This is a genomic window from Ideonella sp., from assembly GCF_036277275.1.
In the GTDB taxonomy this organism is placed as follows: Bacteria; Pseudomonadota; Gammaproteobacteria; order Burkholderiales; family Burkholderiaceae_C; genus Ideonella.
Window position 1 is genome coordinate 15,411 of record NZ_DASUNH010000137.1, and the last position, 11,901, is coordinate 27,311.

Annotated in this window: 10 protein-coding genes; 7 read left to right on the top strand and 3 right to left on the bottom strand. The window is 68.9% G+C overall.

Annotated features, from left to right (window positions below):
• Positions 1-211: 211 nt before the first annotated feature.
• The 3 genes from VFY73_RS23540 to VFY73_RS23550 all read left to right on the top strand — a co-directional run bounded on the left by VFY73_RS23540 (position 212) and on the right by VFY73_RS23550 (position 2,149).
• Positions 212-421 carry a hypothetical protein gene (locus tag VFY73_RS23540; RefSeq protein ID WP_329723398.1) on the top strand — a complete coding sequence of 70 codons (210 nt, stop codon included), beginning with the start codon at positions 212-214 and terminating at the stop codon, positions 419-421.
• 89 nt (positions 422-510) lie between these two features.
• Positions 511-714, top strand: coding sequence for a hypothetical protein (locus tag VFY73_RS23545; protein WP_329723400.1), 204 nt, complete (start codon positions 511-513; stop codon positions 712-714).
• 226 nt (positions 715-940) lie between these two features.
• The gene (locus VFY73_RS23550) at positions 941-2,149 is read left to right on the top strand and encodes an ABC transporter substrate-binding protein (RefSeq protein ID WP_329723402.1); all 1,209 of its coding nucleotides are present in this window, start codon (positions 941-943) and stop codon (positions 2,147-2,149) included.
• 103 nt (positions 2,150-2,252) lie between these two features.
• Here the strand turns inward: VFY73_RS23550 and VFY73_RS23555 are convergent, their stop codons facing one another.
• Complete coding sequence (locus VFY73_RS23555) at positions 2,253-3,029, bottom strand: SDR family oxidoreductase (RefSeq protein ID WP_329723404.1); 777 nt, start codon at positions 3,027-3,029, stop codon at positions 2,253-2,255.
• Between the two features lie 175 nt (positions 3,030-3,204).
• Between VFY73_RS23555 and VFY73_RS23560 the strand changes: the two genes are divergently transcribed.
• Together VFY73_RS23560 and VFY73_RS23565 are read left to right on the top strand one after the other, a co-directional pair.
• A complete protein-coding gene (locus VFY73_RS23560; protein ID WP_329723406.1) occupies positions 3,205-3,636 on the top strand; it encodes a DUF2141 domain-containing protein in 432 nt (143 codons plus the stop codon).
• Positions 3,637-3,647: 11 nt separating this feature from the next.
• Positions 3,648-5,156: a carotenoid oxygenase family protein gene (locus tag VFY73_RS23565; protein WP_329723408.1), complete on the top strand. Its 1,509-nt coding sequence runs from the start codon at positions 3,648-3,650 to the stop codon at positions 5,154-5,156.
• Positions 5,157-5,240: 84 nt separating this feature from the next.
• Here the strand turns inward: VFY73_RS23565 and fghA are convergent, their stop codons facing one another.
• The gene (fghA, locus tag VFY73_RS23570) at positions 5,241-6,101 is read right to left on the bottom strand and encodes an S-formylglutathione hydrolase (RefSeq protein WP_329723410.1); all 861 of its coding nucleotides are present in this window, start codon (positions 6,099-6,101) and stop codon (positions 5,241-5,243) included.
• Between the two features lies 1 nt (position 6,102).
• The gene (locus VFY73_RS23575; protein ID WP_329723412.1) at positions 6,103-7,209 is read right to left on the bottom strand and encodes an S-(hydroxymethyl)glutathione dehydrogenase/class III alcohol dehydrogenase; all 1,107 of its coding nucleotides are present in this window, start codon (positions 7,207-7,209) and stop codon (positions 6,103-6,105) included.
• 100 nt (positions 7,210-7,309) lie between these two features.
• Between VFY73_RS23575 and VFY73_RS23580 the strand changes: the two genes are divergently transcribed.
• Positions 7,310-8,596, top strand: a complete 1,287-nt coding sequence (locus VFY73_RS23580; RefSeq protein ID WP_329723414.1) for a DEAD/DEAH box helicase — start codon at positions 7,310-7,312, stop codon at positions 8,594-8,596.
• A 131-nt stretch (positions 8,597-8,727) separates the two neighbouring features.
• Positions 8,728-11,820, top strand: coding sequence for a transglycosylase domain-containing protein (locus VFY73_RS23585; RefSeq protein ID WP_329723416.1), 3,093 nt, complete (start codon positions 8,728-8,730; stop codon positions 11,818-11,820).
• Positions 11,821-11,901 lie beyond the last annotated feature (81 nt).

Below are 11,901 nucleotides of genomic sequence, written 5' to 3' on the forward strand. Positions count from 1 at the left end.
ACAACGGCGCAGCCCGCGTTGCGGGACCGTGAGGCTGGATGCCCACGGTGACAACCCACCCCCTCGGTCACGGCCGATCGGCGCTGCGTGCAGTTCGTGCAGCCGCAGTGGCGGCTGGTCGCAAGGCGCTCGCGATGCCAACCTGCGCTGTCTACAGTGCACCCAACGCAACACCGATGCCGCCGCCCACAGCCACACCCAGGAGCCAGCCATGACCACCCGCCCGACCGCCGACTACCCCGCCACCGAAACCCGCACGCGCGCCACGGCCTTTGGCCTCGCCGCGTTGGTCACGCTGAGCTTGTTGGCCGGCATGGACGGCGTGGCCGACCAGCAGTACGAAGCGGCCTACGTGGCACAGATTTCGACCAGTTCCGTGCAAGTCGCCGCACTTCCGGCCCTGACGCAAAAGGCGGTTTGAACAACCCCTGGCAGATTGCCGTCCGCAGGTCTACAGTTTCATCAGCGCTGTCGCAAACCCGCGGCAACGCGCTCGCGAAGGAGCCCATCATGCCCACGCTGAAGCAACGCCTTGCCGACGCCCACCCCGTCTTGCGCGCCGTGGCCCTGGGTCTGGCCGCAGTGGTCACGCTGGGTGCCATCGGAGGGTTGGCCCACCTGGCCGACGAGCACTACTCGGAGGCCGTGGTCGCGCAAGACCTGGCCAAACCGGCTGACAACTATGTGCTGGTGACTGCACCACCCCTGCGTTGAGTGCGCCGTTGCACGCTCGCTGAACCCGAATGTGCAAACAGTCGCTCAAGCAAGAAGGGCCCCTTGGTGGGCCCTTTTGTATTTCGACCGTGCCTCTGTTCACGCCAGGGCCACCAGGGCGCCCCGGGGCATCCCGCAGGCGGCGGCTTGTTCAAGCTGGCTTTCAGCTTCGCGATCCTAGTCTGCGTCACCTCAGCAGTACCCGCCCGTCCAGGGCACCGCCGCCATGACGCCACGCCGCCTCCTCGTTTGCCACGCCGGCCTTGCCGCCGTGCTGGCCTTGTTCACCGCCGCGGCCAGCGCCGCGCCTTTGCGTGTCGGATTCATCTGCCCGCTCAGTGGCGGATCGGGCGACTTCGGCAACAGCGCACGGCTCGGCGCCGAGCTGGCGGTGAAAGAAATCAACGAGGTTGGCGGCTACATGGGCCGCCTGCTGGAGCTGGTCGCCCGTGACGACAAAGCCACGCCCGACGAAGGCCGGCGTGCCGCCGAGGACCTGGTGCTGAACGAAAAAGTCGCGTTCACCGTGGGTTTCTGCAACACCGGTGTCGCCTTGAAGTCGCTCGATGTGTTCCAGGCCCATCAGCATGTGCTGATGGTGCCGGTGGCCACCGGCTCGGCGGTGACGGCCGCCTATCCGGCGGCGGAAAGCTATGTGTTCCGGCTTTCGCCACGCGACACGCTGCAGGCCGATTTCCTGGTGCGCGAAGTCGCGCAGCGGCGTGGGCTCAAGCGCATCGCCCTGTTCGCCGACCGCACGGCCTACGGCGAAGGCGGGTTGAACGATCTGAGGCGCTTTCTTGCCGCGCTGGGCCTGCAGCCGGTGCAGGTCAGCCGCTTCGACCTGGGCGTCGGTTCGTTGGAGTCCGAGGTCAAGGCCGCGCAGGCTGCCGGCGCCGAAGCGATCATTGCCTACAGTGTCGGCCCGGAGCTGGCGACGCTGGCCCGCGCGCGCCAGGCAGCCCGCTTCGGCGGCCCGCTGCTGGGACCGTGGCCGATGTCGTTCAAGACGGTGTGGGACAAGTCCGGCGGCGCGGCCGAGGGCGCAATGATGGTCCAGTCGATCGTGCCCGACCTGTCGAACGAGCGCCGCATGTCGTTCATCGCCCGCCTGAAACGCCACGCCGGCGACGCACCGGTCGCCTCGCTGATGGCCGCCGCGCAGACCTACGACGCCGTGCACCTGATGCTGCGCGCGGTGTTCCAGAGCCGGGGCGACACGCGTGGCCCGGCTCTGAAGGCAGCGCTGGAGCACCTGGAGCAGCCCTACGCCGGGGTCGTGACCACCCACGACCGACCATTCAGCATGCAGGACCACGACGCCTTCACGATGAACATGATCTGGCTCGCCGTCTGGCGCAACGGCGCGCTGCAGTTCGTCTATGCCGACGATGCGAAGCGGGCCAGCGTGATCCGGCGCAAGGACGGCCGATAACGCCGGCCCACGCAGCGGTACGGCGCGGCCAGCGCGCGGCCGCTCCGGCGCGGCCGCACCCGCTCGGCGGGTGGCGCTGGTACCCCAACGCCAGGTGCCCCATCTACCCGCGTCCGACGAATGGCATGCCGGTGGCCAAGATCGTCGTGAACAGCACGTTGGCCGACAGCGGCAGCGACGCCATGTGCACCACCGTGTCGGCGACGTGCCGCACATCCATGCGCGCCTCGCTGCGGACGCTGCCATCGGCCTGCGCCATGCCACGGGCCATCGCAGTGGTCATGTCGGTCGCGGCGTTGCCGATGTCGATCTGGCCGACCGCGATGTCGAAGGCCCGGCCATCGAGCGCACAGGACTTGGTCAGCCCGCTCATCGCGTGCTTGGTCGCCGTGTAGGCCACCGAATTCGGCCGCGGTGTGTGGGCCGAGATCGAGCCGTTGTTGATGATGCGGCCGCCGCGCGGATCTTGCGCCTTCATCAGACGGAACGCCTCACGGGTGCAGAGGAAGGCACCCGTGAGGTTGGTGTCGACGGCGCTGCGCCAAGCGTCGACTGGCAGCTCGTCGATCGGCACGCCAGCGGTGAAGATGCCGGCGTTGTTGAACAGCAGGTCGAGCCGACCGTGACGTTGACGGATCTGATCGAACAGCCCCGCCACGGCATCGGCATCGGTCACGTCGGTGGTCGCGGCCCAGGCACGGTCAGCGGCCACGCCTGACTCGGCGATCGCCGAGACCAGCGTATCGGCGCGGCGGCCGCTGAACACCACCGTCCAGCCCGCCTGCAGCAATGCCAGCGCACAGGCCTTGCCAATGCCGCTGCCGGCACCGGTGACCAGGGCGATGCGTGCGGGCGGTGTGATGGTGAGGGTGCTGGACATGGGTGGGAGCTCCGGGTCGCGAATTCAGGGGCGGCCAGTCTGCCATGGCGGCCACCACTCGCGCCGCCGCCCGACAACTCGCGCCGGCTCGCACCCGTTCGTCGCAGCGCGCTCGCCCGGCAGGAGACTTCAGCCGAGCATCCGCCCCATCCAACCGCCCGACGAAAGGCCCGCCATGACCACCCGCCCCACGCTGTCATCCTTGCATTTGCTGCCAGCCATGCTGCTCGTCATGACGCTGGCCGCGCCCGCCACCGCCGCCACCCTGACGATCGAGGTCCAGCAGGTCGCCACGCCGGGCGAACTGATGGTCGCCGTCTTCGACCAGGCCGGCCAGTGGCTGAAGCAACCGCTGCGCGGCCTGCGCCAGGCCGCAGCGGCTGGAACGATGACGGTGCAGGTGCCCGACCTGCCCGACGGCGACTATGCCGTCTCGCTGTTCGTCGACCGCAACGCCAACGGCAAGCTCGACAGCAACGCGATAGGCATGCCCACCGAGCCTTATGCCTTCTCGAACGACGCCGCCGGCAACTTCGGCCCGCCGAGCTTCGACAAGGCCAAGCTCAGCGTCAAGGGCGACACCCGCGCCGTGATCCACCTGCCTTGAGGGGCTTGACCATGCAACGACGCCATTTCCTCAGCGCTGGCGCTGCCGCGCTGGTCACCCCGCTCGCACTGCCGGCCTACGCGGCGGGCCCCGCCTGGCAACGCCCGGCCAGCTTCGGCGACCACGCGGCGCTGCAGACGATGCGCGGCCTGCAAGGCCAGGACCTGGCTTGCGACAGCGCGAGCATCGAGGGCCAACTGCCCGAGGGCTTGCGCGGCACGCTGTACCGCAACGGCCCGGCGTTGTTCGAGCGCGCCGGCCAGCGCTACCAGCACTGGTTCGATGGCGACGGCCTGGTGCAGGCCTGGCGCTTCGACGGTACCGGCAGCGTGTCGCACCGCGGCCGCTTCGTGCGCACGGCCAAGTTCCAGGCCGAACAGGCGGCTGGCGAGTTCCTGCTGCCGGCTTTCGGCACGGCGATCAGGGCCAAGCGGCCGATGCGCGGGCCGGACGACATCAACGTCGCCAACACCAGCGTATTGCCCCTGCCCGACCGCCTGCTCGCGCTGTGGGAGGGCGGCTCGGCCTATGCGCTGGACCGTGACACGCTCGCCACGCGCGGGCCGGTCCGCTGGTCCGACGAGTTGGCCGGCATGCCGTTCTCGGCCCACCCGAAAATCGAGCCCGACGGCACGGTTTGGAACTTCGGCACCGGCATGGGCAAGATGGTGCTGTACCACCTGTCGGCCACCGGCGAGTTGAAGCGCCACGCGGTGTTCGACATGCCCCCCTGTGCGATGGTGCACGACTTCGTCGTCACGCAGCGCTATCTTGCCTTCCTGCTGCCGCCGCTGACGCTGGACATGGACGCGGTGCGCGCCGGTGGCAGCTTCGCCGGCGCGATGCGCTGGCAGGCGCCGGGCCAGGCCCGATCGACCCGCGTGCTGGTGATCGACAAGGCTGATTTCGAGCGCCGTCGCGTCTTCGAGACGCCGGCCGAGATGGTCTTCCACTTCGCCAACGCCTGGGACGACGGCGATCTGCTGACGCTGGACTACGTGCGCACCCCCGAGGCGCCGGTCGGCGAACAGCGGCTGCGCAGCATCGTGCACGGCGACTTCCGCGGCAGCCCGAGCTCGCAACCGGCCCTGTTGCGGCTGAACCTGCGCAACGGGCAGCACCGGTCGGAGCTGGGCCGCGATGCGCTCGAGTTTCCACGTGTCGACCCGCGCGTCGTCGGCCAGCGCCACCGCGTCGTCTTCTACCCGGCCGCCCTGGGCCGCGACAGCGCACAGCGCTTTGGTCACGACTCGGTGCTGCGGCTGGACCGCGACAGCGGCCGGCGCGACGCCTTCACCTTCGGCCCCGACGCGGTCATCGAAGAGCATGTGTTCGTGCCCAAGCCCGGCGGCACCCGCGAAGGCGAGGGCTGGCTGGTCGGCGCCGGCCACGACCTGCGCTGGCGGGCCAGCTTCGCCAGCGTGTTCGATGCCGAGCACCTGAGCGACGGGCCGCTGGCAGTGGCGCGGCTGCCGTACGCCGTGCCACACGCCTTCCACGGCGCTTTCGCGGCGGCCTGAGTCCATCACAGGCCCGGGGCCCTCTCCCGTTTCGGCCTGAGCCTCCACCCCGTTCGGCCTGAGCCTGTCGAAGGCCCGCCCCAGTCAGCTCAGCCGCAGGGCGTGGTGGCGCAGATGGTCGTCGACAAAGGTCGCGATGAAGTAGTACCCGTGGTCGTAGCCGGCATGGCGGCGCAGCGTCAGCGGCTGGCCGATCGCGGCGCAGGCGGCCTGCAAGGCTTCGGGGTGCAGCTGGTCGGTGAGGAATCTGTCGTCCAGGCCCTGGTCGACCAGGATGCCGGCCGGGTACGGCGCGCCGGCCTGGCGCCCCATCAGCACGCTGGCGTCATGGTCGCTCCAGCATGATTCGTCGGCGCCGAGGTACCCGGCAAACGCCTTGCGGCCCCAGGGGCAGTTCATCGGTGCACAGATCGGCGCGATGGCCGACAGGCTTCGAAAGAAGCCCGGGTGGCGCAGCGCCAGCGTCAGCGCGCCGTGGCCGCCCATCGAGTGACCGAACAAGCCCAGGCGCTCGCCGTCGACAGCGAACTGTTCCACCACACCAGGCAACAGTTCGTCGGTCAGGTAACTTTCCATGCGCCAATGGGTGGCCCACGGCGACTCTGTGGCATCGAGGTAGAAGCCGGCGCCGACGCCGAAGTCCCACGCCTCGGCCTCGCCAGGTATGTTTGCACCACGCGGGCTGGTGTCCGGCATCAGCAGCGCCAGGCCCAGCTCGGCGGCCAGGCGCTGCGCACCGGCCTTCATCGTGAAAGTCTCTTCGGTGCAGGTCAGGCCGGCCAGGAAGGTCAGCAGCGGCACGAGCCGACCCGCCACTGCTTGCGGCGGCAAATACACCGCAAAGCGCATCGGCAACCCGATCACGCGCGATGCGTGGCGGTAGAAGCGCTGCACGCCGCCAAACGAGCCGTGCTCGCTCAGCTGCTCGAGCCTGTCGAGGGGCATCCTAGAACTCCACCACCGTGCGGATCGACTCGCCGCGTTCCATCAGCTCGAAGCCTTCGTTGATGCGCTCCAGCGGCAGCTTGTGGGTGATCAATTCGTCGATCTTCAGCTTGCCGTCCATGTACCAGTCGACGATCTTCGGCACGTCGGTGCGGCCCCGCGCGCCGCCGAAGGCCGAGCCTTCCCAGTGGCGGCCGGTGACCAGCTGGAACGGCCGGGTCGAGATCTCGGCCCCTGCCGCCGCGACGCCGATGATGATCGAGCGCCCCCACCCCTTGTGCGTGCACTCCAGTGCCTGGCGCATCACCTGAGTGTTGCCGATGCATTCAAAGCTGTAATCGGCGCCGCCGTCGGTCAGCTGCACGATCGCGTCGACGATGTTCGGCACGTCTGTCGGGTTGATGAAGTGCGTCATGCCGAACTTCCGCGCCATCGCCTCGCGCGCCGGGTTGATGTCGATGCCGATGATCTTGTCGGCACCGACCATCTTGGCGCCCTGGACTACGTTCAGCCCGATGCCTCCCAAGCCGAAAACGACGACGTTGGCCCCCGCTTCGACCTTGGCGGTGAACAACACCGCCCCGACGCCGGTGGTGACGCCGCAGCCGATGTAGCAAACCTTGTCGAACGGCGCATCGGGCCGGATCTTGGCCAGCGCGATGCCGGGCACGACGATGTGGTTGGCGAAGGTCGACGTGCCCATGTAGTGCAGGATCGGCTCGCCATTCAGCGAGAAGCGGCTCGAGCCGTCGGGCATCAGGCCCTTGCCTTGGGTTGCGCGGATCGCCTGGCACAGGTTGGTCTTGCGCGACAGGCAGAACTTGCACTGCCGGCACTCGGGCGTGTAGAGGGGGATCACATGGTCGCCCGGCTTTAGCCAGGTCACGCCCGCGCCGACCTCCAGCACCACACCAGCCCCTTCGTGGCCGAGGATGGCCGGGAACAGGCCTTCGGGGTCGGCGCCGCTCAGTGTGTAGTGGTCGGTGTGGCAGATGCCGGTGGCCTTGATCTCGACCAGCACCTCGCCATCGCGCGGGCCTTGCAGGTCGACTTCTTCGATCGTCAGCGGGGCACCGGCCTTCCAGGCCACGGCAGCACGGGTCTTCATCAGCGGCTCCTCTCTCTTGTTGGATTCGGTTGGGGTCATTCGACCGGCGCATTCTCGGCCGAAGGCCGCCCCACGAACGGCCGGGCGTCGACAATGCCCCATGCCGTTCGCCTCCCTTGGTCTTTCCGCTTCGCTGCAGCAGGCGCTGTTCTCGCTGGATCACCCCCAGCCGACTCCCGTGCAGGCGGCGGCCATTCCACCGATGCTGGCCGGGCGCGATCTGCTGGTGCAGGCGCGCACCGGATCGGGCAAGACCGTCGCCTTCGCGCTGCCGCTGCTGCAGCAATGGCAGAACGGCACGCCCCGCACACCGCGCCCGGTCGAGGGCCTGGTGCTGGTGCCAACGCGCGAGCTGGCATTGCAGGTCGGCGAAACGCTGCGAGAGCTGGCCCATGAATTGCCAGGCCTGGTCAAGATCGCGGTCGTCTTCGGCGGTGTGTCGATCAACCCGCAGATGATGGGCCTGCGAGGTGGCGCCGACATCGTCGTCGCCACGCCTGGCCGGCTCCTCGATCTGGTGCGGCAGAACGCGCTGAAGCTCAACACCGTGCGCACGCTGGTGCTCGACGAAGCCGACCGCCTGCTGGCGCTGGGCTTTGCCGACGAGCTGGCCGAGGTGCTGGCGCTGCTGCCGAAGAAACGCCAGACGGTGCTGTGCTCGGCCACTCTGTCGCCGGCGGTCAAGGCGCTCGCGGCCACTTGGCTGCACGAGCCGCAGGACATCCGTGTCGCCGCGATGGTCAGCGCACGGCCGGACATCCACCAACGCGCCATCATCGTCGACGAAGCGCGCCGAACGGCGCTGCTGAAGCAGATCGTGCAAACGTCGGGCGACGACCGTGTGCTGGTCTTCGTCGCGACCCAGTACGCGACCGAGCACGTGGCCGACAAGCTGCGCCGCGGCGGCATCCGCGCCGAAGCCTTCCACGGCGATCTGAGCCAGGGCGCGCGCGTGCGCGTGCTGGACGACTTCAAGGCCCGCCGCACCCAGGTGCTGGTGGCCACCGACATGGCGGCCCGCGGCCTGCACATCGACGCGCTGCCGGTGGTCGTCAACTACGACCTGCCGCGCGCGGCCGACGACTACATCCACCGCATCGGCCGCACCGGTCGCGCCGGCGGCCAGGGCGATGCAATCAGCTTCATCACCCCCACGGCGGAAGCGCACTTCCGACTGATCGAAAAGCGCCAGGGCCAGCGCGTGCCCCGTGAAACCCTGGTCGGCTTCGAGCCCACCGCCCCCGTCACACCGCCCGAGCAAGGCGCCGGCACCGGGCTCGACCCGAACGGCGGCGTCAAAGGCCACCGCAAGAGCAAGAAAGACAAGCTGCGCGAGGCCGCAGCAAAGGCCGCGCCCGGCCCTCGCAAGCCTTCGAAAAGCGCCTGACAACGTCATCGTCAAGACCCATGTTGCGGCCAGCCTGCAAATGGCCCTGGAAGCGGCACAAAGCCCTTGGTGATGTCACACGCCAAAGGTAATGTGGTGACGAGACATTCGCTCGAGAAAGGCTTGGCTCCTTGTCGAACGCGAAGCAGGTTGCCCCTTGGAAGAGATCGGTCAGGCGGGTCTTCACCACGCTGCTGGTCCTGGCCACGCTCGGCCTGGCCGGGTTCGTGGTCGACGAGGTCCAGACCTCGCGCCAGCAGGCCGACTGGCTGAGCGAGCGGGCACGCCAACTCAGCTTCGAGGTGCAGCCCGGCCCCAGCCCGGCCATCCGCTTCGCCGGCAACGGCCCTTACGACCAGCGCCTGGGCTACCACCAGCTGCCGCAGCTGGTCGAGCGCCTGGACAAGCAGGGTTTCTCCGTCACGGCGCAAGCACGCATGTCGCCGGCGCTGTTGGCGCTGCGCGACGAAGGCCTGTTCGCCACCTACCGCGAGAAGGCCCAGGCCGGCCTCGTCGTGCGCGACTGCCGCGGCGAGCCGCTGTTCGAGGCGAGCTACCCCGAACGCATCTACGCCCGTTTCGACGCGGTGCCGCCGCTGCTCATCAAGGCCCTGCTTTTCATCGAGAACCGCGACCTGCTCGACCCACCGGCCACGCGCAACCCCGCCGTCGAGTGGGACCGCTTCGGCAAGGTGGTTTTCGACCAGCTGGTGCGCCGCGTCGACGAATCGCACAACGCCGCCGGCGGCAGCACGTTGGCGACGCAGATCGAGAAATACCGCCACTCGCCGCAGGGCCGCACCGAATCGGCGCGCGACAAGCTGCGCCAGATGGCGTCGGCCTCGCTGCGTGCCTACCTCGATGGCCAGGACACGACGGCGCATCGGCGCACGATCGTGCTCGACTACCTGAACACGGTGCCGCTGTCGGCCCAGACCGGCTTCGGCGAGGTGAACGGGCTGGGCGACGGCCTGTGGGCCTGGTTCGGGCGCGACTTTGCCGAAGTGAACCGGTTGCTGGCCACACCGATCGCCGACGGCCTGCCCGGTGCGCCCCGCCGCGAGGCGCTGGCCTTCAAGCAGGCCTTGTTGCCGCTGCAGGCGCTGGCTTTCAAGCAGGCCCTGGCGCTGATGGTGGCCCAACGGCGGCCATCGTTCTACCTCGACATCGACCAGGAGCCGACGCTGCGCGAGCTGACCAACAGCCACCTTCGCCTGCTCGCCGATGCCGGCGTCATCTCGCCGACGCTGCGCGACGCCGCGCTGCCGTTGCCTTTGCAACTGCTGGCGCGCCTCGAAGCCGAGCCGCCGGTGTCCTTCGTCGAACGCAAGGCGGCCAACGCGGTGCGCGGCAAACTGCAACAGCTGCTGGGCCTGTCGCGCGCCTACGACCTGGACCGGCTCGACCTGGCCGTGAACAGCAGCCTGGCCGGCGACGCGCAACACGCGGCCGGCACGCTGCTGCGCAGCCTGAGCGATCCCGACGCGGCCAAAGCGGCCGGTTTGTACGGTTTTCGCCTGCTGAACGAGGGCGACGACACCAGCAAGCTCGTCTTCAGCTTCACCTTGTTCGAGCGCAGCGAAGGCGCCAACCTGCTGCGCGTGCAGACCGACAACCTCGACCAGCCCTTCGACCTCAACGAGGGTGCACGGCTGGATCTCGGCTCCACCGCCAAGCTGCGCACGCTGATCACCTACCTCGAGCAGGTGGCCGAGCTGCATGAGCGCTGGAGCGACCTGGACGCCCAGCAGCTGGCCGCGCTGGATCTTGCCGAGCAGGACCCGATCGGTCGCTGGGCGCGCGAGCACCTCGCCGCGCAATCCGCCGATGGCGGCGACCGCGGCCTGGCGACCATGCTGGAGGCCGCCTTGCAACGCAGCTACTCGGCCAGCCCGGACGAAGGCTTCTTCACCGGCGGCGGCTTGCACCACTTCGACAACTTCGAGCCCGAAGACGACAGCCGTACGCTGACCGTGCGCGAAGCCCTCACACGCTCGGTCAACCTGGTGTTCATCCGCCTGATGCGCGACGTGGTGCGCCGGGTGATGGCCGACAAGGAAGACATGAACGCGGCGCTGCTGGGCGACGCCGATGACCCGGCGCGCCAGGCCTACCTGGCGCGCTTCGCCGACAAGGAAGGGCGCAGCTTCATCGTCCGCTTTTACCGCCAGTTCGCCGGCAAGACCCCGGAGGAGGTCGAGGACGCGTTGTTGAGGGGCGTTCGGCGCACCCCGTCCCGGCTGGCCAGCGTCTTCTACGGGCTGCAGCCGCAGGCCGGTGAAAGCGACCTCGCGCGCTTTCTTGCGCGCCACCTGCCCGATCCACCCGATGCGGCGAAGTTGCACGAGAAGTACCGCACCGGACGCTGGTCGCTTGCCGACCGGGCCTACCTGGCTGGCGTGCATCCGCTGGCCATGTGGGTCGCCGGCCACCTGCGCCAGCACCCCGGGGCGACGCTGACGCAGACCCTTGAAGCCAGCAGTGCGCAGCGCCAGGAAGCCTATGGCTGGCTGTTCAAGACCCGCCACAAGAGTGCGCAGGACTCGCGCATCCGCAACCAGCTGGAACAGGAGGCTTTCGCCGAAGTCCACCGCGCCTGGAAACGCCTGGGCTACCCGTTCGAAGCGCTGACCCCGTCGTATGCGACGGCGCTGGGCGCTTCCGGCGACCGCCCGGGCGCGCTGGCCGAGTTGATGGGGATCATCGTCAACCGGGGCATGGCCTTGCCGCAGTCGCGCATCCACACGCTGCGCTTTGCCGCGGCCACGCCCTATGAAACGCACCTGGCCTACCACCCCCCGGCCGGCGAGCGCGTGATGAAGGCCGAGGTGGCTGACGTGGTCCGCAAGTCGCTGATCGGCGTGGTCGAGGAAGGCACCGCCAAGCGGCTGAAGGGGGTGCTGACCTTGCGCGACGGCCGCGTGGTGCCGATCGGCGGCAAGACCGGCACCGGCGACCACCGCTTCGATATCCATGGCCCCGGCGGCAAGTTGATCTCGTCACGCGTCGTCAACCGCTCGGCGACGCTGGCCTTCCTGATCGGCGACCGCTACTTCGGCACGCTGATGGCCTATGTGCACGAACCCGACGCAGCGAACTACAAGTTCACCAGCGCGCTGCCGTCGCAGCTGCTGAAGGCCCTGCTGCCCACGCTGCTGCCGCTGGTCGAAGGCTCGGCCTGCGTCGCGCCTCCGCCGGTAGTCACGGCCTCGAACAACGACTGATCAACATCAGCCTCGCCCTTAACCAAGTGGCGTGCGCGGATCCGGCTTTGCCGGTCCGCTGCGCGAGCCCCCTTGCGGGGC

What these genes read in the sequence shown, in the direction of transcription:
- VFY73_RS23540 (WP_329723398.1), top strand. Translation starts at nt 212, where the DNA reads ATGACCACCCGCCCGACCGCCGACTACCCCGCCACCGAAACCCGCACG.
- VFY73_RS23545 (WP_329723400.1), top strand. Translation starts at nt 511, where the DNA reads ATGCCCACGCTGAAGCAACGCCTTGCCGACGCCCACCCCGTCTTGCGC.
- VFY73_RS23550 (WP_329723402.1), top strand. Translation starts at nt 941, where the DNA reads ATGACGCCACGCCGCCTCCTCGTTTGCCACGCCGGCCTTGCCGCCGTG.
- VFY73_RS23555 (WP_329723404.1), bottom strand. Translation starts at nt 3,029, where the DNA reads ATGTCCAGCACCCTCACCATCACACCGCCCGCACGCATCGCCCTGGTC.
- VFY73_RS23560 (WP_329723406.1), top strand. Translation starts at nt 3,205, where the DNA reads ATGACCACCCGCCCCACGCTGTCATCCTTGCATTTGCTGCCAGCCATG.
- VFY73_RS23565 (WP_329723408.1), top strand. Translation starts at nt 3,648, where the DNA reads ATGCAACGACGCCATTTCCTCAGCGCTGGCGCTGCCGCGCTGGTCACC.
- fghA (WP_329723410.1), bottom strand. Translation starts at nt 6,101, where the DNA reads ATGCCCCTCGACAGGCTCGAGCAGCTGAGCGAGCACGGCTCGTTTGGC.
- VFY73_RS23575 (WP_329723412.1), bottom strand. Translation starts at nt 7,209, where the DNA reads ATGAAGACCCGTGCTGCCGTGGCCTGGAAGGCCGGTGCCCCGCTGACG.
- VFY73_RS23580 (WP_329723414.1), top strand. Translation starts at nt 7,310, where the DNA reads ATGCCGTTCGCCTCCCTTGGTCTTTCCGCTTCGCTGCAGCAGGCGCTG.